This window comes from Micromonospora mirobrigensis (genome assembly GCF_900091555.1).
Lineage (GTDB): Bacteria > Actinomycetota > Actinomycetes > Mycobacteriales > Micromonosporaceae > Micromonospora > Micromonospora mirobrigensis.
On sequence record NZ_FMCX01000011.1, the window covers coordinates 1 to 20379 of the forward strand.

The 20379-nt window shown below is 72.1% G+C and carries 24 protein-coding genes and 1 pseudogene; 12 read left to right on the forward strand and 13 right to left on the reverse strand.

Annotated features, from left to right (window positions below):
* On the forward strand, nucleotides 1–310 hold a 310-nt coding region (locus GA0070564_RS26155; RefSeq protein ID WP_141714872.1), incomplete at its 5' end, for a transposase.
* 46 nt (nucleotides 311–356) lie between these two features.
* On the opposite strand, the gene GA0070564_RS26160 is transcribed toward GA0070564_RS26155, so the two are convergent.
* Nucleotides 357–1601 carry a cytochrome P450 gene (locus GA0070564_RS26160; RefSeq protein ID WP_091614773.1) on the reverse strand — a complete coding sequence of 415 codons (1245 nt, stop codon included), beginning with the start codon at nucleotides 1599–1601 and terminating at the stop codon, nucleotides 357–359.
* 207 nt (nucleotides 1602–1808) lie between these two features.
* On the opposite strand from GA0070564_RS26160, the gene GA0070564_RS26165 reads away from it, so the two are divergent.
* The gene (locus GA0070564_RS26165; RefSeq protein WP_091614778.1) at nucleotides 1809–2222 is read left to right on the forward strand and encodes a hypothetical protein; all 414 of its coding nucleotides are present in this window, start codon (nucleotides 1809–1811) and stop codon (nucleotides 2220–2222) included.
* 19 nt (nucleotides 2223–2241) lie between these two features.
* Here the strand turns inward: GA0070564_RS26165 and GA0070564_RS26170 are convergent, their stop codons facing one another.
* Nucleotides 2242–2460, reverse strand: a complete 219-nt coding sequence (locus tag GA0070564_RS26170) for a DUF397 domain-containing protein (protein ID WP_091614781.1) — start codon at nucleotides 2458–2460, stop codon at nucleotides 2242–2244.
* 66 nt (nucleotides 2461–2526) lie between these two features.
* Between GA0070564_RS26170 and pepN the strand changes: the two genes are divergently transcribed.
* The 10 genes and pseudogenes from pepN to GA0070564_RS26220 all read left to right on the forward strand — a co-directional run bounded on the left by pepN (nucleotide 2527) and on the right by GA0070564_RS26220 (nucleotide 14231).
* Entirely contained in the window at nucleotides 2527–5043 is a 2517-nt protein-coding gene (pepN, locus tag GA0070564_RS26175; RefSeq protein ID WP_091614785.1) for an aminopeptidase N, read from the forward strand.
* Nucleotides 5044–5156: 113 nt separating this feature from the next.
* Nucleotides 5157–5768, forward strand: coding sequence for a nicotinate-nucleotide adenylyltransferase (gene nadD / locus GA0070564_RS26180; protein WP_091614789.1), 612 nt, complete (start codon nucleotides 5157–5159; stop codon nucleotides 5766–5768).
* Nucleotides 5769–5863: 95 nt separating this feature from the next.
* On the forward strand, nucleotides 5864–6268 hold the full coding sequence (gene rsfS, locus GA0070564_RS26185) for a ribosome silencing factor (protein WP_088972733.1): 405 nt from the start codon (nucleotides 5864–5866) through the stop codon (nucleotides 6266–6268).
* A complete protein-coding gene (locus tag GA0070564_RS26190) occupies nucleotides 6265–6894 on the forward strand; it encodes a histidine phosphatase family protein (protein ID WP_091614793.1) in 630 nt (209 codons plus the stop codon). Before rsfS ends, GA0070564_RS26190 begins: the two co-directional genes overlap by 4 nt.
* 48 nt (nucleotides 6895–6942) lie before the next feature.
* A complete protein-coding gene (locus tag GA0070564_RS26195; RefSeq protein ID WP_091614796.1) occupies nucleotides 6943–7788 on the forward strand; it encodes a DegV family protein in 846 nt (281 codons plus the stop codon).
* Nucleotides 7789–7869: 81 nt separating this feature from the next.
* Nucleotides 7870–8637, forward strand: a complete 768-nt coding sequence (locus GA0070564_RS26200; protein WP_091614799.1) for an SDR family NAD(P)-dependent oxidoreductase — start codon at nucleotides 7870–7872, stop codon at nucleotides 8635–8637.
* A gap of 160 nt (nucleotides 8638–8797) precedes the next feature.
* Complete coding sequence (locus tag GA0070564_RS26205; protein ID WP_425412541.1) at nucleotides 8798–9844, forward strand: ComEA family DNA-binding protein; 1047 nt, start codon at nucleotides 8798–8800, stop codon at nucleotides 9842–9844.
* Nucleotides 9841–12036: pseudogene (locus GA0070564_RS26210) on the forward strand (ComEC/Rec2 family competence protein); the annotation flags it as partial. The gene GA0070564_RS26205 and the pseudogene GA0070564_RS26210, both read left to right, overlap by 4 nt.
* Nucleotides 12037–12089: 53 nt before the next feature.
* The gene (locus tag GA0070564_RS26215; protein WP_091614812.1) at nucleotides 12090–13583 is read left to right on the forward strand and encodes a recombinase family protein; all 1494 of its coding nucleotides are present in this window, start codon (nucleotides 12090–12092) and stop codon (nucleotides 13581–13583) included.
* Between the two features lie 129 nt (nucleotides 13584–13712).
* Nucleotides 13713–14231 (forward strand): hypothetical protein, encoded by a 519-nt coding sequence (locus GA0070564_RS26220; protein WP_141714873.1) that lies wholly within the window; start codon nucleotides 13713–13715, stop codon nucleotides 14229–14231.
* A 150-nt stretch (nucleotides 14232–14381) separates the two neighbouring features.
* Here GA0070564_RS26220 and GA0070564_RS29525 read toward each other — a convergent pair whose 3' ends face one another.
* The 11 genes from GA0070564_RS29525 to GA0070564_RS26260 form a co-directional block, all read right to left on the reverse strand.
* On the reverse strand, nucleotides 14382–14540 hold the full coding sequence (locus GA0070564_RS29525) for a hypothetical protein (protein WP_176730845.1): 159 nt from the start codon (nucleotides 14538–14540) through the stop codon (nucleotides 14382–14384).
* Entirely contained in the window at nucleotides 14537–14992 is a 456-nt protein-coding gene (locus GA0070564_RS26225) for a phage terminase small subunit (protein WP_091614821.1), read from the reverse strand. Before GA0070564_RS26225 ends, GA0070564_RS29525 begins: the two co-directional genes overlap by 4 nt.
* The gene (locus GA0070564_RS29080; RefSeq protein ID WP_141714874.1) at nucleotides 14989–15678 is read right to left on the reverse strand and encodes a hypothetical protein; all 690 of its coding nucleotides are present in this window, start codon (nucleotides 15676–15678) and stop codon (nucleotides 14989–14991) included. Before GA0070564_RS29080 ends, GA0070564_RS26225 begins: the two co-directional genes overlap by 4 nt.
* Nucleotides 15679–16107: 429 nt before the next feature.
* On the reverse strand, nucleotides 16108–17175 hold the full coding sequence (locus GA0070564_RS26235; RefSeq protein ID WP_091614828.1) for a hypothetical protein: 1068 nt from the start codon (nucleotides 17173–17175) through the stop codon (nucleotides 16108–16110).
* 148 nt (nucleotides 17176–17323) lie between these two features.
* On the reverse strand, nucleotides 17324–17719 hold the full coding sequence (locus GA0070564_RS26240) for a hypothetical protein (protein ID WP_091614831.1): 396 nt from the start codon (nucleotides 17717–17719) through the stop codon (nucleotides 17324–17326).
* Nucleotides 17716–17970 carry a hypothetical protein gene (locus GA0070564_RS26245; protein ID WP_091614835.1) on the reverse strand — a complete coding sequence of 85 codons (255 nt, stop codon included), beginning with the start codon at nucleotides 17968–17970 and terminating at the stop codon, nucleotides 17716–17718. Before GA0070564_RS26245 ends, GA0070564_RS26240 begins: the two co-directional genes overlap by 4 nt.
* A gap of 218 nt (nucleotides 17971–18188) precedes the next feature.
* Nucleotides 18189–18836, reverse strand: coding sequence for a helix-turn-helix domain-containing protein (locus GA0070564_RS26250; protein WP_091614839.1), 648 nt, complete (start codon nucleotides 18834–18836; stop codon nucleotides 18189–18191).
* The gene (locus GA0070564_RS29530; RefSeq protein ID WP_176730846.1) at nucleotides 18826–18981 is read right to left on the reverse strand and encodes a hypothetical protein; all 156 of its coding nucleotides are present in this window, start codon (nucleotides 18979–18981) and stop codon (nucleotides 18826–18828) included. Before GA0070564_RS29530 ends, GA0070564_RS26250 begins: the two co-directional genes overlap by 11 nt.
* A gap of 65 nt (nucleotides 18982–19046) precedes the next feature.
* Nucleotides 19047–19295, reverse strand: coding sequence for a hypothetical protein (locus tag GA0070564_RS26255; RefSeq protein WP_091614842.1), 249 nt, complete (start codon nucleotides 19293–19295; stop codon nucleotides 19047–19049).
* Complete coding sequence (locus tag GA0070564_RS29535; RefSeq protein ID WP_176730847.1) at nucleotides 19292–19468, reverse strand: hypothetical protein; 177 nt, start codon at nucleotides 19466–19468, stop codon at nucleotides 19292–19294. The genes GA0070564_RS26255 and GA0070564_RS29535 overlap by 4 nt, the downstream gene beginning before the upstream one ends.
* Nucleotides 19469–19593: 125 nt before the next feature.
* Nucleotides 19594–19782, reverse strand: coding sequence for a helix-turn-helix domain-containing protein (locus GA0070564_RS26260; protein ID WP_091614845.1), 189 nt, complete (start codon nucleotides 19780–19782; stop codon nucleotides 19594–19596).
* Nucleotides 19783–20379: the final 597 nt, after the last annotated feature.

A 20379-nucleotide genomic window follows, 5' to 3' on the forward strand; every position in this document is an offset into this window, starting at 1 on the left:
CGACAATCCCGACCGGCTACGTTCCGAAGCGGCCCTGGCCCACCTCTGCGGCGCCGCCCCGATCCCCGCCAGCAGCGGACGCATCGACCGGCACCGCCTCAACCGCGGCGGCGACCGAGCCGCGAACAACGCCCTGCACACGATCGTGCTCAGCCGGATGCGCTACGACCCCCGAACCCGCGCCTACGTTGAGAAACGCACCAAACAGGGCCTCGGCAAGAAAGAGATCATGCGGTGCCTCAAGCGATACGTCGTCCGCGAGGTCCACGCCGCCCTCCTCACCGACTTCACCGCCCTCAACACCCCTTGACATCCATAGGAGCATCACCGGCGCACCGCCCGGCCGGAAGGGCCGGTCAGGCGGTGCGCCGCACGTCGGTGATCTGGAAGCCGCTCGGCGGCAGGGTGGGCATCCGGCCCAGGTCCAGCGCCAGGTCCTGCGGCGGCACCTCGTAGCGCATCGCCGTGGTGAGCAGGGTGACCGCCTGCTTCATCAGCTCGATGGTGAGCCACTCGCCGGCGCAGCGGTGCCCGCCCAGGTGCTCCCCGCCGCCCTGCGGCACGAAGCCGTACGCGTCGTCGCGCCAGCCGGTGAAGCGTTCCGGATGGAACCGCTCCGGCTCCGACCAGACGTCCGGGTGGTGGTCGGTGCCGTAGAGGTCGAGCAGGACCCGCCGGCCCCGGGGGAAGTGGTGCCCCTGCCAGTCGAAGGAGCGCCGGACCCGGGCGGCGGCAACCGGGAAGAACGGGTAGATCCGGCGTACCTCCTGCACGAAGCACTCGGTGACGTCGTCGCCGGCGCGGACCCGTTGCCGCCACAGCGGGTGGTCGTGCAGGGCCAGCGCGGCGAAGACCACGTACCGGTCCACGGCCACCGTCGGCCGCAGCACGTTCAGCAGCTCCACCGCGGCGATCCGGCGGGGCAACTGCCGACCGCGGGCGTCGCGGTGCTCGGCGATCACCCGCAACGCCGCGTCCGCCGGCACCGGCAGGGCGCCCGACCGGACCCGGCGTACCAGCTCCCCGGCCCAGCGTTCGCCCCGGCGGCGGGCGAGCAGCCCACGCCAGTGCCGGGGGCCGAGCGCGGCCGGGCCGTCGATCATCGCGTGCAGCTCGTCGGTACGCCGGACCACGTCCCGTTCGGCCAGCGGCACCCCGGCCCAGGCGCAGACCGCCCGGGTCAGGATCCGGCCCACCTCGTCGTAGAGGCCCACCACGCCGGACCCCTCCCAGACCGCGATCCGGGCCCGCCACTCGTCGGCGAAGAGCTGGCCGAGCCGGCGTACCGCCGTCGGGGTCATCAGCGACATGAACATCGCCTTGCGGTCCGCGTGCGCCGGACCGTCGAGCCCCTGCACGCCGCCGACGCCGGTGAGCGTCCGCTGCGCCCGCTTCGGCATCGCGCCGGCCCGGACGAACCGCTCCGGGTCGTAGAAGAGCTCCGCCGCCGGCCGGCCGCGCAGGCAGATCGTCGGCGTGAGCAGCAGCCGGGTGGTGAAGATGTCGCTGCCGTACCGGTCGCAGCGGGTGCCGATGAACCGGTACCCCTCGCGCAGGAAGGCCAGGGAACTGTCCGGGCTGCGGTCGGCGGGGGTCGGCATCGGCTCTCCTGACGCGGGCGACGGTCGGCCGGGGCCGGCCGGATCGGCCATATCTACCCAGGTCGGGGCCGCTGAATCCCGTCCGTCCGGCGGCGCCGCGCGGGGGAGGGGCCCGCGCGGGCCCCTCCCAGGACGCCGGCGAGCTGGTTGGCTCGACTCCGCAGCCGGCGCCGCCGGCCCGCGGGTCACGAGGAGAGCGAGGGGTCGATGCGGGAGAACGGGTCACCGTACTGGCGGACCCGGCGGGTGGTGGAGGCGCTCGGCGCCGCCCGGCCCGCCGGCACCGGATCGTCGGCCGCCGACCCGCCGCTGGTCGGCCCCGCCCGGCGTACGCCCCGGCCGCGCCGGCACTTCACCGCCCACCTGGGCTTCGAGGCCGACGGGCCGGAGCAGGCACGGGAGCTGGCCGTCGCGTACGCCGAGGCGCTCGGCCTGCTCCGTCCGGAGCTGGCCCTGGGCGCGGCGGCGCTCTCCCCGGCCGACGCCTGGCACCGCGCCGAGCGGCTCTTCTGCGGCGCCGTCGGCCCCGACGGCGAGCGCTGCGCCGACGTGGCCGGGCATCCGGGCTTCCATCACGCCGCCGGCCCGGGCGGGCTGGGCTGGGGCGAGGGGGACGGGTGACCCGCCCCGGCCGGGCCGCTCAGTCCAGGTCGAACTCGCCGTCCTGCGCACCGGCGACGAAGGCGTCCCACTCGGCCTGGGTGAAGACCAGCACCGGCCCCTCCGGCTCGGCGGAGTTGCGCATGCCGATCAGGTCGTCGACGAAGGCCACCTCCACGGCGCTGTCGGAGGAGTCTCCCTCGGCCCGCTGCCAGACCGCCCGGGACAGGTCGAAGTCGCCCTTGGGGTGCGCACCCATTGTCGTTCCTCCATCACCACGCGTCGTCCGGGAACGCCTCCGTTCCCCATCGGGCAGGATAAGCGGATGCCGAGCCTGACCCGTGTAGAGGCAACCGCGCGTGGCGCGTTGATTACCGTCGAGTCCTACCAGGTGGACCTGGACCTGACCGGTCCCGGCGAGCGGTTCCGCTCCACCACCACCATCCGGTTCCGGGCCACCCCCGGCGCGGAGACGTTCGTCGAGCTCAGACCGGCGGTACTGGAGTCGGTGAGCCTGAACGGGCAGCGGCTGGACCCGGCCGCGCTGGCCGGCAACCGGCTGCCGCTGACCGGGCTCGCCGCGGAGAACACCCTCACCGTCGAGGCCGAGATGGCGTACTCGAACACGGGGGAGGGGCTGCACCGGTTCGTCGACCCGGCCGACGGCGAGACCTACCTCTACGCCATGTCGTTCCTGGACGAGGCGCAGGGCATCTTCGCCGCCTTCGACCAGCCCGACCTCAAGGCGCCGGTCACGCTCTCCGTCACCGCGCCACCGGAGTGGACGGTGGCCGCCAACGGCGCGGTGGCCGACACCCCGCGCCCCGGGCGGTGGGAGTTCGCCCCCACGCGACCGCTGGCCACCTACTTCGTCTCGCTGATCGCCGGCCCGTGGCACGTCCGGCGGGACATCCACGACGGCATCCCGCTCGGGTTCTACTGCCGTCGGTCGCTCGCCCCGCACCTGGACGCCGACCTCGACGAGATCCGCACCGTCACCGGGCAGTGCTTCGACCGCTTCCACCAGCTCTTCGCCGAGCGCTACCCGTTCGGCAAGTACGACCAGGCGTTCGTGCCGGAGTTCAACGCCGGTGCGATGGAGAACCCGGGCCTGGTCACCTTCCGCGACGACTACCTGTTCCGGTCCGCGGTCACCGACACCCAGCGCGAGCTGCGCGCCACCACCATCGCCCACGAGATGGCCCACCAGTGGTTCGGCGACCTGGTCACCATGCGCTGGTGGGACGACCTGTGGCTCAACGAGTCCTTCGCGGAGTACCTGGGCACCCGGGTCACCGCCGAGGCGACCCGCTTCGGGCAGGCCTGGACCACCTTCGCGCTGCGCCGCAAGGGCTGGGGATACGCCGCCGACCAGCGTCCGTCCACCCACCCGGTCGCCCCCGAGGAGGTCGCCGACGCCGCCGAGGGCCTGCTCAACTTCGACGGCATCTCGTACGCCAAGGGCGCCAGCGTGCTGCGCCAGCTGGTCGCCTGGCTCGGCGACGACGCCTTCCTCGCGGGACTGAACGCGCACTTCGCCAAGCACCGGTTCGGCAACGCCACCCTGGCCGACCTGCTGGAGAGCCTGGCCGGCGCAAGCGGCCGGGAGCTCACCGACTGGGCGCAGCGCTGGCTGCGCCGCCCCCAGGTCAACACGCTGCGCACCGAGGCGACGGTGGACGCTGACGGCCGCTGGACGGAGGTGGCGGTACGACAGACGGCGGTGCCCGGCCACCCGGTGCTGCGCCCGCACCGCATCGGCGTCGGCCGGTACTCCCCGACCGGCGAGGCGCACCGGCTGGAGGTCGATCTCGACCCGGACGCCGACGGCGGCCGGACCGTCCTGCCGGAGCTGGCCGGGTTGCCGGCGGACGCGCTGCTGCTGCCCAACGACGGTGACCTGACCTTCGCCAAGATCCGCCTCGACCCCGCGTCGGCGGCGATGGTGCCGACGCTGCTGCCCGGTCTCGCCGACCCGCTGGCCCGCGCGCTGCTCTGGCGGGAGGCGCTGGACGCGGCGACGGACGGGGAACGACCGGTGTCCGGCCTGGTCGAGCTGGTCGGCGCGGCGCTGCCCGCCGAGACCGAGGTGATCATCACCGAGGACGTGCTCACCATCGGCCGCGACCTCGTCGACCGCTACCTGGAGCCGCTGGCCCGGGAGGCGGCCCTGCTGCGGATCGCCGGGGCGTGCGGGACGCTGCTGGCGGGCGCCCCGGCGGGCGGCTCCCTGCAACTCGCCGCGGCCCGGGGACTGATCGGCGCGACCACCGACACCGGGCTGCTCGCCGGCTGGCTGGCCGGCGAGGGCGTACCGGAGGGGCTGGCGGTCGACACCGAGCTGCGCTGGGCGCTGCTGCGCCGGCTCGTGGTGCTCGGCGCAGCCGGTGAACCGGAGATCGCCGCCGAGGCCGCCGCCGACCAGAGCGCCACCGGGGCCGAACGTGCCGCCGGTTGCCGGGCCGCCCGGCCCGACGCCGAGGCCAAGCGGGTCGCCTGGGAGATCGTCGTGAGCAACACCGAGCTGTCGAACCGGATGGTGGAGGCGACCGCCGAGGGGTTCTGGCAGCCGGAGCAGGTCGGGTTGACCGCCGGATACGTCGAGCGGTACTTCGCCGACATGCCGGCCGCGGCGCGGCTGCGTACCCAGTGGGTGGCTGACCGGGTGGCGGCCCTGGCCTTCCCCCGCTACGCCGTGGCGCAGCCCACCCGGGAACTGGCCGCGGCGCTGCTGGAACGCGACGACCTGACGCCGGGGCTGCGTCGGCGGGTCGTCGACCTGGACGACGACCTGCGCCGGGCCCTGGTGGCCCGGACGGCGGTCGCCGCGGCGGGCGCCTGAGCGGCCGTGATGGCGAGGGCGGGCGCCTGAGCGCCCCGGTCGGTGGTGGCGCGGGGCGGGCGACGGTGGCCCGTCCCCGCGCCGCCCGTGGGGTGCCGGCCTAGGATCGCGGGGTGGAGGAAGACATCCGGCGGATCGGCATCATGGGTGGCACGTTCGACCCGATCCACCACGGCCACCTGGTGGCGGCCAGCGAGGTGGCCGACCGGTTCGGTCTGGACGAGGTCGTCTTCGTCCCGACCGGTCAGCCGTGGCAGAAGGCGGACGAACCGGTCAGTCCGGCCGAGGACCGCTACCTGATGACGGTGATCGCGACCGCCTCCAACCCGCGCTTCCAGGTCAGCCGGGTCGACATCGACCGGGGTGGTCCCACCTACACCGTCGACACCCTGCGCGACCTGCACGCCGAACACGGCCCGAAGGCGCAGCTCTTCTTCATCACCGGGGCCGACGCGCTGGAGCGGATCCTCTCCTGGAAGGACCTGGACGAGGTCCTCGAGCTGGCCCACTTCGTCGGCGTGACCCGGCCGGGTTTCGAGCTGACCGACAAGCACCTGCCCGCGGACACGGTGAGCCTGGTGCAGGTGCCGGCGATGGCCATCTCGTCGACCGACTGCCGCGCGCGGGTGGCCCGGGGCGAGCCGGTCTGGTATCTCGTGCCCGACGGTGTGGTGCAGTACATCGCCAAACGGCGGCTCTACCAGGGAGAAGTAGGGGCGTTATGACCCCTTTCGCCCTGGTAACCAGCCAGAACTGACAAGTCGTGACAACGCCGGGTGTGAGACGCTTGGAGGGTCGCACGGTTGATCGAAGGAGAACGGTGACAGTTTCCGAACGCGCTCACGAGCTGGCGATGGCCGCCGCCCAGGCCGCGGCCGACAAGAAGGCGCAGGACATCGTCATCATCGACGTGGGTGACCAGCTCGCGATCACGGACGCCTTCCTGGTCGCCTCCGCACCCAACGAGCGTCAGGTGCTGGCCATCGTCGACGCCATCGAGGAGCGCCTCCTCGAGCTGCCCGAGAAGGCCAAGCCGATCCGCCGCGAGGGCGAGCGGGGCGGTCGCTGGGTGCTGCTCGACTACGTCGACATCGTGGTCCACGTGCAGCACACCGAGGAGCGCGAGTTCTACGCCCTCGACCGGCTCTGGAAGGACTGCCCGCAGATCCCGTTCGTCGACCGGGACCTGGCCGACTCGGCCGCCGGCACCACCAGCGCGGAATGACCCGGCTGATCGTCTGGCGGCACGGCAACACCGAGTGGAACGCCACCAGCCGGGTGCAGGGCCAGACCGACGTACCCCTCAACGACCTCGGTCGGGAGCAGGCCCGGGCCGCCGCCCCGTTGCTCGCGGCGCTGCGCCCCGACGCCATCGTCGCCAGTGACCTGCGCCGCGCCGCCGACACCGCCGCCGCGCTCGCCGCGCTGACCGGCCTGCCGGTCCACAGCGACGCCCGGCTGCGGGAGCGGCACTTCGGGCAGTGGCAGGGGCTGCACCTCACCGAGGCCGCCGAGCGGTTCCCCGACGAGTTCGCCCGGTGGCGGGCCGGTCACCCCGACCCGGGCGCCGGGCTGGAGACCCTGGACGACCTCGGCAAGCGGGTCGCCGGCGCGCTCCAGGACGCCGCGGACGCCACCCCCGGTGGCACGATCGTGCTGGCCACCCACGGTGGTGCGGCCCGGCAGGGCGTCGGTCACCTGCTCGGCTGGGAGCATGCGGTGCTGCGCGCCGTCGGTTCGCTGGCCAACTGCCACTGGACCGAGCTGCGGCACGACGACACCCGGGGCTGGCAGCTGCGGGCCCACAATGTCGGCCAGATCACCCGCGGCACGCCGACCGAGGCGGTCTGAGCCGTCCGGCCCGGGCGTACGCGGTCCGGATCGGCTAGCGTGCCGGGCATGCCCGTCGCGGTCGTCACCGACTCCACCGCCTACCTGCCGCCCGAGCTGGTGCGGACGCACCGGCTGACCGTCGTCCCGCTGACCGTCGTGCTCAACGGCGCGGAAGGGCTGGAAGGGGTGGAGACCACCCCGACCGACGCCACCCAGGCGCTCGGTGGCCGGCGGGTCTCGGTGAGCACCTCCCGTCCCGCTCCCGAGCAGTTCGCCGACACCTACCGCGAGCTGCTCGACGCCGGGGCCGACGGCGTGGTGTCGGTGCACCTGTCGGCCGAACTCTCCGGCACCGTCGAGGCGGCCCGGCTGGCCGCCGCCGAACTCGACGGGCGGGTCGAGGTGGTGGACAGCCGCTCCACCGGCATGGGGCTCGGCTTCCCGGTGCTCGCCGCGGCCGCCGCCGCCGAGGCCGGGTCCGACCTGGCCGGCGTACGCGACGCGGCGCTGGCCGCCGTCGACCGCACCACCATCTACTTCTACGTCGACACCCTGGAGTTCCTGCGCCGGGGCGGCCGGATCAACGCCGCCTCGGCGCTGCTCGGCACCGCCCTGTCGGTCAAGCCGATCATGCACATGCCGGACGGCGCGATCGTGCTCAAGGACAAGGTGCGCACCGCCAGCCGGGGGGTGGCCCGGTTGGTCGACCTCGCGGTCGAGGCGGCCGGCGACGGGGCGGTCGACCTGGCCGTGCACCACCTCGCGGCGCCCGAGCGGGCCCAGCAGCTGCGTCAGGTGCTGACCGAGCGGCTCGGCGACCGGCTGGTCGACACGTACGTCACCGAGGCGGGCGCGGTGGTGGCCGCACATGCCGGCCCCGGCCTCGCCTGCGTCGTCGTCCACCGCCGCTGAGGTGCAAGCAGGGGCCCCCTGTTAACGCATTCGGTATAGGAAGGGCCCCTTGTTAACACCCCGCTGCTGAGAGGCGGACCGATGTCCCATGTGGTGACCGGCGGCGGTCGGGGAGTGGGCCGCGCCGTGGTGGAACGCCTGCTCGCGGCCGGCGGCACCGTGGTCGTGATCGAACGGGACCCGGTCGCGGTGGACTGGGTGCCGGCGCACCCCGCCGGGGGCCGGATCGTGGCGGTGCTCGGCGACGCCGCCGACGAGCAGGTCGCCGCGGCCGCCGCCGACCGGGCCGAGCGGGCCGCCCCGCTGGCCGGCTGGGTCAACAACGCCGCCGTGTTCCGCGACGCCTCCGTGCACACCGCCCCGGCCGCCGAGGTGTTCGCCCTGATCGAGGCGAACCTACGCCCCGTGGTGACCGGCGCCGCCACGGCGGTACGCCGGTTCCTCGCCGCCGGCACCGGTGGCGCCATCGTCAACGTCTCCTCCCACCAGGCCGTCCGGCCGGTCCCCGGCGCCCTGCCGTACGCCACGGCCAAGGCCGCCGTGGAGGGTCTGACCCGGGCCCTCGCCGTCGAGTACGGGTCGCGCGGCATCCGGGTGAACGCGGTGGCGCTCGGCTCGGTGCACACCGAGCGGCACGCCGCCTTCCTCGCCGGGCAGGACCCCGCCGAGGCGGAGCGGATCTCCGGTGAGTTGGCGCGGCTGCATCCGCTGGGCCGGATCGCCGGGGCGGACGAGGTGGCCGCGGCGGTTGCCTACCTGCTGTCGACGGAGGCGAGCTTCGTCAACGGGGTGACCCTGCCCGTGGACGGGGGGCGGGCGGTGCTCGGCCTCGACCCCGAGGCGCGCTGACCGTCCGGCCGGCGCTCCGCCTGCGGTTGTGCCCGTGGTGCTGCCGCGCGCCCGTAGCAGATCCGGCCATGATCAGGCCCTTGTCCACAGGTGACCGCCCCGTCCACAGGGGAGGGCGTCGGACGGGCAGCGGCGGCCGGGGCCGCCCTAGCGTCGCGTCGTGTCAGACGACGAGGAGGCGCGGGTGCGGCGACGGCTGTTCCAGGTGACCGGGGAGCGGGCGGAGGATCTCGCCGACCCCCCGAAGCCGCCCGTCCCGCACGGTGCCCATCCATCCGCCGCGGCGCCACCCGTGGGGCCGTTTCCCGCCGCCGGGCCGGAATCCGCGATGCGATCGGGTCGGAACGCCCTGCCGGGTGCCGTCCGGTCCCGGCTGCCTGGTCCGGGGGAGGACGACGTGTCGGGTGCCGTCCCGTCCCGACTGCCGGGTCCGACGGACGGCGACGCTCCAGCGGGTGCCGTCCGGTCCCGGCTGTCGGCTCCGGTGGGGGATGACGCGCCGGGCGCGGTACGGTCCCGCCTGCCGGGGCCGGGCGCCTTCGACCCGGGGCGGCGCGGGGTGCGGGCACTGGCGGTGGTCGCCGTCCTGGTGGTGCTCGGCGCGGCGTTCTGGGCGTGGTGGTCCCGGCCGCAGGCCGAACCGGTCCGCCCGTCGGTGGCCGTGGCCGCCTCCACCGGTGCGGAGCCCGCCACCGCTCCGGGCCACGGCGCACCGGAGGCAACCCCCGCTGCCACCGAGCTGGTGGTGGCGGTGGCCGGAAAGGTTCGCCGCCCCGGCCTGGTCCGGGTGCCGGCCGGCGCCCGGGTCGGTGACGCCCTCGACGCCGCCGGCGGCGCGCTGCCCGGGGTGGACGTGGCACTGCTCAATCCGGCCCGGAAGGTGAGCGACGGCGAGCTGATCCTGGTCGGTGTCTCCGCCCCACCGGGACAACCTGCCCCGCCCGGACAACCTGCCCCACCCGGACAGGCCGGCCCGGCCAGCCCGGCTGCGGGCGGAGTCGGGCCCGGGACCGGCGGACGGGTCAACCTGAACACCGCCACCCTGGCCGAGCTCGACACCCTGCCCGGGGTCGGGCCGGTGCTGGCCCAACGGATCATCACCGAGCGCGACCGGCTGGGCGGGTTCCGGTCGGTCGGTGACCTGCGCCAGGTCGAGGGCATCGGCGACGCCCGGTACGAGCAGCTCAAGGACCTGGTGACGGTGTGAGCGGCGGAAGTGGCCGGCGACCGGCGCCGGCGGAGACCGGTCCGGAGTCGGCCCGGGCGGACGCACCGGACCTACGGCTGGCGGGGCTCGCCGTGGCGGCCTGGCTGGCGGCCCTCGCCGCGCTGCATCTGGCCGCCGTGACCGCGGCGCTGCTGGCCGGTGCCGCCGCCGCGCTCGCCGCCCTGGCCGCCGGCCACCTGCTCGGCGTCCTGGGCCGGCCCCGGGAGACCGTCCGCCGCTACGGCTGGACAGCGCTCGCCGTCCTGCTCGGCGTGGCACTCGGCGCCGGGGTGACCGCCACCCGGCTGACCGCCCGGGATGCCGCTCCGATCCGGGCCCTGGCCCAGGAGCGGACCGGCGTCACCGCGGAGCTGGTGGTCCGGGACGATCCGCGTCCGCTGCGGGGTGGCACCGGACGCCCGGCCACCCTGCTGGTCCCGGCGGAGCTACGCGCGGTCACCACCCCGGATGGTCGGCGGGTCACGGCGTCGGTACGGGTGCTGGTCCTCGCCACCCACCCCGGCTGGCGAGGACTCCTGCCCGGCCAGCGGCTCACCGCGCACGGGCGGACCGGGGCTCCGCGCGGTGGCGACCTCACCGCCCTGGTGCTGACCGCGACCGGCCCACCGGCCGCGCAGGGCCGGCCGTCCTGGCCCCAGCGCGCCGCCGGGGCGCTGCGGGCCGGCCTGCAACGGGCCTGCGCACCGCTGCCCGAGGAGCGTGGCGGCCTGCTCCCGGGCCTGGTGGTGGGGGACGTCAGCCGACTCCCGCCCACCGTCGCGGAGGACTTCCAGGCCACCGGGATGACGCACCTGAATGCCGTCTCCGGCAGCAACGTCGCGATCATCCTGGGTGCGGTGCTGCTGCTGGCCCGCTGGGCCCGGGCCGGCCCCCGGCTCGCCACCGCACTCTGCGGCGTCGCGCTGGTGGGTTTCGTGATCCTGGTCCGGCCCTCGCCGAGCGTCGTCCGCGCCGCCACGATGGGCGCGATCGGGTTGGCCGCCCTAGCGGTCGGGCGACCCCGGGCGGCGCTGCCCGCGCTGGCCGCCGCCGTGACCGTCCTGGTGGTCGCCGACCCGGACCTGGCCGGTGATCCGGGCTTCGCGCTCTCCGTGCTGGCCACGGCCGGTCTGCTCCTGCTCGCCCCGGGTTGGCGGGACGGCCTGCGCCGTCGGGGCGTACCGGTCGGGCTGGCGGAGGCGCTGGCCGTGCCGGCGGCGGCCCAACTGGCCTGCGGTCCGGTGGTGGCCGGCATCTCGGGGACGGTGAGCCTGGTGGCCGTGCCGGCAAACCTGCTCGTGGTGCCCGCCATCGCACCGGCGACGATCCTCGGTGTGGTGGCCGCGGTGGCCTCCCCGGTCTGGCCGGCCGGGGCGGAGTTCGCCGCCTGGCTGGCGAGCTGGCCGGCGTGGTGGCTGGTGACGGTGGCCCGGCACGGTGCCCAACTGCCGGCCGGCAACCTGCCCTGGCCGGAGGGGACGCCCGGTGCGTTGCTGCTCGCCGCGCTGACCGTGGCGTTGCTGGTGGCCGCCCGCCGGCCGGTCGTCCGCCGGGTGGTGGCGGTGGTCGCCGTGGCGGCGGTGCTGGGCGCCCTGCCGGTACGCCTGGTCGCCGGTGGCTGGCCACCGTCGAACTGGGTGGTGGTGGCCTGCTCGGTCGGGCAGGGTGACGCGCTGGTGCTCCCGGCCGGGCCGGGGCGGGCGGTGGTGGTCGACGCCGGACCGGAGCCGGGCGCGGTCGACGGCTGCCTGCGCCGCCTCGGCGTACGGGAGGTCCCGTTGCTGGTGTTCAGCCACTTCCACGTGGACCACATCGGTGGGGTGGCCGGGGTGTTCAACGGTCGGCGGGTGGCGACCGTGCTGGTGCCTCGGTGGTGGGAGCCCGTCACCGGGCACGCCCTGGTCGCCGCGGTGGCGGCCCGGGGCGGCACGCTGCTGCGGCCGGCCCTGCCCGGGCAGCGGTACCGCGCCGGCGGGGTCGAGCTGGCGGTGCTGGGCCCGCCGTACGCCCTGCACGGCACCCGTTCCGACCCCAACAACAACTCGATCGTCATGCGGGCCACGGTGGCCGGGGTGAGCATCCTGCTGCCCGGCGACGCGGAGACCGAGGAGCAGCAGGCGCTGCTGGAGCGGGCCCCGCCGGGCGCGTTCCGGGCCGACGTGCTGAAGGTGGCCCACCACGGCAGCGCGTACTGACACATGTTACCGTACTTCTCTTCATCGGTCGACCAGCGGAGCGGGAAGCTATGCGCGCGGCACTCTACCTGCGGATATCGAAGGATCGAACTGGCGAGGCAGAGGGAGTGGAGCGCCACGGCGAGGACGGCCGAGCACTGATCGATGTCAAGGGCTGGACCCTGGTCGAGACCTACACCGACAACGACACGTCCGCCACCACGGGCCGGCGCCGGCCAGGTTTCGAGGCACTGATGGCTGCCGTTGAGCGGCGCGACATCGACGTGATCGTCTGCTGGAACACTGACCGCCTCTACCGCAGCCCGGCTGACCGCCTACGGGTAGTCGAGGCATGCCGGCAGCACAGCGTGTCCATCGCCCCGGTACGCGGTCCCGGCATCGACATGGCTACCCCCAACGGCCGGATGGTCGCCGGCATGCTTGGCGAGATGGCATGGGCGGAGGTCGAGGTCAAGTCGGACCGGCAACGGCGTGCCAACCGGCAGGCAGCGGAGAAGGGCAAGCCGTGGATGACGGGCCCACGCCCGTTCGGATACGAGCGGACCGGCGGCACCCTGGTCGAGCACCCAACCGAGGGCGAGTTGGTCCGCCAAGCGTTCACCCTGATCACCTCGGGTGCCTCGCTCAACTCCGTTACCCGCATGCTCAACGGGGCAGGTGCCCGAACCACCCTCGGGAACGAGTGGCGGCACAACAACGTGCGGGTGATGCTGCTCAACCCGCTATACGCCGGCCTCCGGGCGTACGCCGAGATGCCCCCACTCGGGTCCAAGCAATCCGCTCGATCCCGTCCGCCGGTCGAGAGCCGGAAGCTGGTCCCGGGTACCTGGGAAGCACTGATCACAGAGGACGTGTGGCGAGCATCGGTTGCCGTGCTGCGCGACCCTGGCCGGCTCACCAACGTCGGCAACTTCTCCGCCGTCCGCCACCTCGGGAGCAACCTGTTCCGCTGCGGCCGATGCGGGGACCTGACGGACGGCCAGCGCAGCGGTGAGCCAGTGATGGGGGTCAACTACACCAACCCTCGGAAGGATGGCCAGCAGGGGCATCGGATCTACAAGTGCAAGCGCTGCCACATGAGCCGGCGAGCCGATCCCGTTGATGCCTTCGTGCGGGGGGTGATCGCTGCCCGGCTTGACCGGAGTGACGCTGCGGACCTGGTCGACGCCGGGAAGGCGGATGGTGCCGACCTGGTCTCGCTGCGACGTGAGGCGGGGGAGTTGCGAGCCCGGCTCGATGTGCTCGCCGACGCTCTCGCCGATGGGGACATGACGCGCGACCAGTTCGCCCGCGCCAACCGCAAGGCACTTGACCGGCTAACGGAGGTTGAGGCTCGGCTGACCGAGGGCGGCGGCAGTCACGTGCTGGCGGGTCTCGCTGGTCCTGGTGCCGGGCAGCGCTGGCTCACGCTGGACGACATGCCGTTGCAGCGCTCAGCCCTCGATGCCTTGGTCGAGGTGGTGTTGCACCCGGTCAAGGCGGGTCGCCCCCGTAGGGGCGAAGAGATCGACCCGGCCACCGTCGAGTTCCGATGGAGGGGATAGCCGCGCAGTGAGGGTACGGCCGTCGCGCTGGCAGGAAGAGGTTGAGCACCGTCGTTGATAGCCTGACCCCCGCATCAACGTCGAACCTTCACCAAGGCAGGCAGAGTGACAACGGCTGAGAAGATCACTATGGGCATCAGTCTTCTCACTGCGCTGGGGGTAGGTGCCTTGCTTCCGGCGCTGGTTGGCCACCTGCTCGGTCGCGGTGAGAAGAGGGTCAACATCGCCGAAAAGTCAGTGCAGATTGCGGAGGCACTGATGAGCCGGATGGAAACTGAGCTAGCGCGGGCTCAGGAAGCCCTCGCCAAGGCGCAGCAGGAGAGCGAAGAACTGCGCGCCGACTTGGTGAGGAGTGGTGAGAAGTTGGCCCAGTCCGAGGCCGAGAAGAGCCGTGTGAAGGCGACGGTTGAAGAGCAGATGGAGCTAACCCGGGGAGAGTTGGACCGGGCAAGCAACGTCATCGGCAACATCCAGTACAACGTGTACCAAGTTAAAGAGATCAACAGGCTGTCTCACACTGCCGGAATCGACAAGTGGGGTGCGGCGGTCGAGGCACTGGTCAAGTCTGGGTTCGACATCATGACGCGCCCTGTTGACGACCCGGATGACGACGGCGGAGCAGTGCCCGCCCAGCCGAATCGACGGTGACCGGCAGCCCTGGGGGCATGACCCCTTGCGAACGGGAAGCCGGACCGCCAGGTGATAGCAGCGGAGATCGCGCGCAGCCCCAGGGAACTTTAGAACTCCACCCCTCGCGGGGGCCCTAGGCGGGTGCGCCTAGGGCCCATCAGGACCGGCTCAGCCGCTCCGCTCGCGCATCTGCCGGGCCCACTCCACGAAGCCGCGAGCCATGGCCAGATACCCGGCCCTCTCGGCATCGTTGAGGTTCGGCCCTTGCGCACGCTTGAACCAACCCTCCGCATGGTCGCGGAGCACCTTGTAGGCGAGTTCGTTCACCGGTTCGCCTCGCCTTCCGCCTCGGAGATGGCGGCGTCGATCTCGTCGAGGGTCAGCGCATGCGGAGCCGGCGGGGGTGGCGGCTCGATGGCCACGCGCAGGCGCAGCCGGTCAGCCGGTGGGATGATCACGCCGCGCAGCAGCCGATCTACGGTGTCCAGCGCTACGGCGCTCTTGCCCTTGGTGCGGCCCCGGCTCGCGTAGTCGCCGTTGAGGTAAGCGCTCAGCTCGCCGAAGCAGAACCGGGCGTACGCCCAGTCAACGCCGGTCATGATGCCGGCTTGCGGGGAGTCCATCAGGGCTAACCACATGTCGCGTGCGACCTGGTGCCACTCGGGATCGGCTGGAGGGATGAGCACTTGGCCCTCGCCCCGGAGGACGAACACGGGCGCAGCGTTCCGCTCGGCCCGGACCTGGTCGCGCTCACGGCTGTAGTCGTCGGGATTCCTCACCCGGTCACTTCCTCGGCTCGGTGGATCATGATCCAGTAGGCGACGCCTACCGGCGAGAGGCTGTCGCCGATCAGCCGGCGATGCGTGCTGTCGTACCGGGCGTGGCAGCCACGGCACATCGGCAAGTAGTGGTCAGGGTTGGTGCTGTATGGCCTGCCGGTCTCGCGGCCCTCGGTGTCGGCCCGCTGCCTGAAGTCGGCATGGCTGTAGGCCCACTGCTCGGCCTGGTTGCCGCAACGGCAGAGGTAGCCCGAGGCGCTGCCTCGCTGGCCCTTCACGCGGTTGTGTGCGCCGTCGTAGGTCAGCCGGTCCTTGCGCCGGGGGTCAGGGTGGTTGACCCGGTCGGCGCAGTTGGTGGTGATGCCTTGGCTGACGTTGTTGATCTGCAACGCCTTGACGTTGCCGCAGTCGCAGCGGAACAGGGCCCGAGGCTCGCCGCTGCCCTCGACGCGCTCGACCAGGCTCAGCCCGCCGTAGCGGCTACCCGGCCTGTGCGTCTGCTGGCTCGGCCTGGTCGTAGCCCGAGGCGTCGGGACGTACGTCCGCCGATGCTTGGCCTTGCTGCGGCAGGTTCGTCCGCAGTAGTCGGGTGCCGGTCCGCGCTTGCCGGCCGGCTTGGGCGGGATCGGTCCGCCGCAGTGTCGGCACTCGCGCCCGGGGTTGTGTTGCTCGATGGTCTCGCTCACTCGCGTTGGTCTCCATACAGAGCTAGGGCGCTCTCCGTAGCCCGTTGAGAGCCACGGAGAGCGCCTGTCGTTGAACAGCTTTAGTCGGGTTGAGGGGTGGCGCCTACGGCCTTGTCGCGCTGCTTCAGCCGCTTGTAGGCGTGGCGGCAGGCTTCGCGGCAGTAGAGGGATGCTCGGCCGCTCTTGATCGGCACGGGAAGGCCGCACCAGACGCACGGTTCGGCCGCGTGTGGCTCTTGGCCCACGATCAGCGCGAGGTGGCCGTTGCGTTGCCATCGGGCGTAGTGCGCGTTGCAGAGGCCGCGTGAGCGGCTTGGCTTGGTGCAGTGCCGTAGCCGGCAGGCATGCGGATGCTTCTGGAGTCTTATCGTCATGGGTCAGCGCGATGGGGCAGGGCACTCCGCAGAGCACCCTGCCCGGTCGCCTCAGTCAGCCAGCGGCCTTGCTGATCAGGACCAGCTCGACCGTGACGGCCAGCGCGGGCCGCATGTGGCCATCGGTGCCAACCTTGGTCGACTCCCGGTCGGTCACCTTGGCCGACTCGACCCGGCCGAGCCCGTCCGAGAAGACACCGCTGATGTCCTCGACCGCGCCGTCAACGAAGCGGCCCAGATCGCTGGGGTCGATGTTGCGGTCGATCCCGTGAACGGTGAAGGACACCTGAACCTTGCGCCGCACCATGTCTCCGTCGCGCGTCAGCGAGAGCACCGCGCCAGCGTGGGCGTGGGACCGGATGGTGTAGATGTTGGCCCACTGGTCGGTGCGGGGGTTGATGACGTATCGCTTGCTCCTGATGGCGGCAAGGCTGGCGACCTGTCCGGCCAGGGCGTAGCCCGAGGCGGTCGAGCGCTCACTGATCACGGGCATGGTCGGCTTGAGATCCTTCATGAACAGCGACAGGACGAAGTGGTCCGAACCCATGGCCAGGCTGTCCCGCAACTCGGCGTGGCCGGCGAAGTGCACGAGCTTGTAGATCCCAGTGGTGCACGCCTCGCGGATCGTGTCGAGCCCTTCGGACGGTACGGCGACAAGCAGGCACACCGAGCCGGTCTGCCGGCCCGTCTCGTAATCCATGTCCGCACCCTCGGTCTGGTACAGGTACGCCGCCGGGGCGGTCACCTTCTCCGGCCGCTGCGGCACAACCTCGATCGGGACGCCGAAGAGACCGAAGTTGAACCGGTTCTCTTCGATGATCCCGCGCAGGTACTCGGCGAGTACCGGGTTGGTCTGACCCTCGTACAGCTTGAGAGCCCGCTCCGCCGCCGGCACCCGGCCGCGCGCCACGCGGAGCAGGTGCTCCGTGCGCTTGATCTCCGCTTCAGCGGTGGCGATGTCGAGCCCGGTCACGGAGGCGTCGCCACCGTCGAGCCGGGCGAACAGCTCGGCGGCAGAGTTCTCGGCCTGCTCGTGCTCGGCCTCCCGCTGAGCGACCAGGGCGTGAGCCTCGGCCAGGGCGTCAGCGGGGGTGGGGGTGGTGTTCTTCTTGGCGGTAGCCACGGGTGATGAACCTTCTTCCAGATACGACGATGGGCGGCCGGCTGGCCGCCCGTGATGCGTTGCAAGCCCTGAGAGCGCCACAGGCGGCCGATCAGGGCGAGGTGGTGGTAGGGGTGGGGTGGAATGCGACAGGTGCTCTGAGGGCTTCTCAGGCCGTCAGCGAGGCCGAAGCGCACCAGTGATGGAGGGTCAACTTGCGGCCCCGGTTGTGCCGCACCTCTGGTGCGCGGCGCTCCCGCAGCCTCAGATCGACGCCAGGCAGCGCGGTCATCAACGGAGGCAGCACCATGGCGGACGCGGCGTCAGTGAGGTCGACCGGGGAGAGGGTCAGTGGCTCGCGCTCGCCGAAGGCCACGACCAGGAGGCGACTGGCGATGACGCCATCTTGCGTCCTGGGTCCCCGCTGTCCGCGTACGCGGATCGCCGGCCGAGACTCCGGGGGCAGGATCTCTTGCCCAGGCGCGACCGCCTGGACGTCGATGCCGGGATAGCGAGCCCTGAGCACTTCAGCGATCAGCGGCGGCAGGATGGGATCGACGCTCACGGGCGGGCACCCCGCCAGGCGACGCGGTGAACGTTGCTGGCCTGGTCGAGCGCAGCTCGGGCATCGGTGACCAGAGCCGTTGCCCGGCTCAGGCTCTCGACCGCAGCGGCGATGAGATCAGGGGCGGCCTCCGCCGCCTGCAAGCGGGCGAGATCCGCAGCGGCGGAAAACTTGGTGTCGAAGGCTAGGGCGTAACGCTGTTCGGCGAGTTGCTGAGCCTTGAGAGCGTCGGCGCGGGAGAGGGTTCCCACTGGTTGATGACTCCTTGATGGGCATACGAAGAGAGCCGGCCACCGGCCGGCTACTACTGGTCTTGGTGTGCTGTGAGAGCCGGCCTCCGGCCGGCATCTACTGGCCTTGCTGGTGATGGCCCCTCCGGGGCCCCATCTCCTCGCCGCTGCCAGCAACCTGACGAAGAGGTACGTACCGCAGCGGCGCAGTGCGAAGCAGGGTGCCGGGTGGCGATGGCCTACGGCGTCGCCTGCATCGCCACTGCCCAGGGATCTTCATCCTCGGAGGGGATGAAGTCCTCGAAGTTGTCAGGGAACTGGCTCGGCCTGGCGAACAAGGCAGGCAGCTTCGCTTCTACCTGTAGAGCAGTAGATGTGTTGGTAGTTGAGTTGGTGATGTGTTGGTAGGGGGAGCGTTCGTTCCGGTTGCAGCCGGAACGTTCGTTCCGGTTGGCCTGCGCGATCGTTCCGGTTGGCAGGTCCAGCCCGGTTGAACCGGAACGATCGTTCCGGCTGATCTCCCGTCCGGCCGTGCTTGAACCGGAACGAACGCTCCGCCTGGGCTCACCGGCACCCTCGCTTGAACCGGCACGTTCGTTCCGGTTGGGGATGGTCAGCAGGTACAGACTCGCAAGCCCTGAGCGGCCCTCGCGCGTCTTCTTGATCCAGCCGGATTCCTCGGCCAGGTCGAGCCACTTGCGCACCGTCCGCACGTTGCAGCCGAGATCATCGGCAAGCCGCTCCTGCGTCGGCCGGACGTTGCTGCCGTCAGCATCGCCGTAGGAGGCGAGCGCCATCACCACGCCGATCGCAGGCAGGGGCAGGCCGCTTCCGCGCAGTACTGCCTTCTCCCATACCACCTTGTGTGGAGCCGGCTTACCGCTCATCGAGCCGCACCCCCTCGGGGATGGTCAGCACGAACACGCCCGGTCCGAGGCGGCCGATCCAGCCGGCCCGGATCGCCGTCTGTAGGTGCTCCTCAACCTCGGTCACCGGCACCCCGAGATCACGGGATAGCTGGTCCTCGGTCACTCGCACCAGCGGGCCCGCACTTCGCCGCTGCCCCGGTCGGCCGGTCGGCCGCTTCCGTCGCCTACTCACTGACTCCACCTCCTGCTCGCTGCGCCGCTGATGCTCCGGTACCACAGGGCAAGCTCGCGGGAACCGGCATCGTCGGTGCCCATCGGGTCCATCCCGCCGGAGAGATCCGGCGACTCGTCGGGCTCCTGGTCGCGCTCGATGCGCTCAGCCTCGCGCGCGGCTCGCACGCACTCCGCATGCTCGGCGCGCGCGGCTTCCATGGCATCGGCGATGGCAAGGGCTCGGTTGATCATGGCGTCGCTCACTGGCTCACCTCCTGGTCGCCGTCGTGCTCGGCTGCGTGCAGCCGGCGCAGGGCCCAGCCGCCCCGGTAGCGCCGAGCGCTCTCGCCGTCGCCGGTCAGGTCGCAGACGCGCTGCCAGACCTCAGGGGTGATGCCGGCTACCGCCATGGCTTGGGGGGTGATCTCGATATCCACGGGTGATGTCTCCTCGGTGGTTCGTTACTTGCCGGTGAAGAGTCCGCGCAGCTTGGCTCGCTGCTCGGGAGTGAGGGGTGGCGCTTCCGCTGCGATCCGCTCGGCGATCCGCCGCAGCTCCTCGCTCAACGGCCCACCGTCCCGGCGTACCGCTCAACCTCACTCAGCGGGTAGAGCACCCTGCCGAGGTACTTGACGTAGCGCATGGGGGAGCGGCGCTCGGTCCGCTGGTTGATCAGGGTGCGTGCGCTGAGCCCTAAGCGCTCTGCGGTCTCGTTGGTGTCTAGGTACTTCCTGCCGTCGATGACGTGCACTGCTGGCCGCCTCCGTTCCGCCCGCATCCGGGCATGAAGAAGGGGCAGCCGTTGATCGGCTGCCCCTTGGTTGGGTGGGTGATAGGCCCTGACATACCGGCTCAGGGGCAAGAAGAAGAGCCAGGCCCGTTGGCCTGGCGGATGAAGCCTCTACCTACAGATCCCCGTGATCAGGCGAGTCTTGGCGGCGATCGTGACTGGGCTCACCGGTGAGGGGTGCAGCCCCTACCTATGAATCCCTCCGCTTAGGGCCGGACGGTGACATGCCGTGACTGAGGTCACCGGCAGCGAGCACACCTTCTACCTACAGGTCCCCGTAAGCGGTCGGGTCTTACCGGCGATCGTGACTGGGCTCACCGGCAGGAAGTGAGCCCTCCTGCCTATGTATCCGCGCGATCGGGCGGGTCTTGACGACCATCGTGACTGGGCTCACGGTCGGGGTCGAAGCCTCTACCTACGTATCCCCGCAGATGAGCACCCCTTATAAGCAGCCGTGATCGGGCTCTCTCCGGTGGGCTCAGCGAGTGGAGCCCCTCGCCCGTCAGCGAGCCGCAGGCCCGGTCCAAGCGACGAATCGAGCGAACATCTCATCAGGCT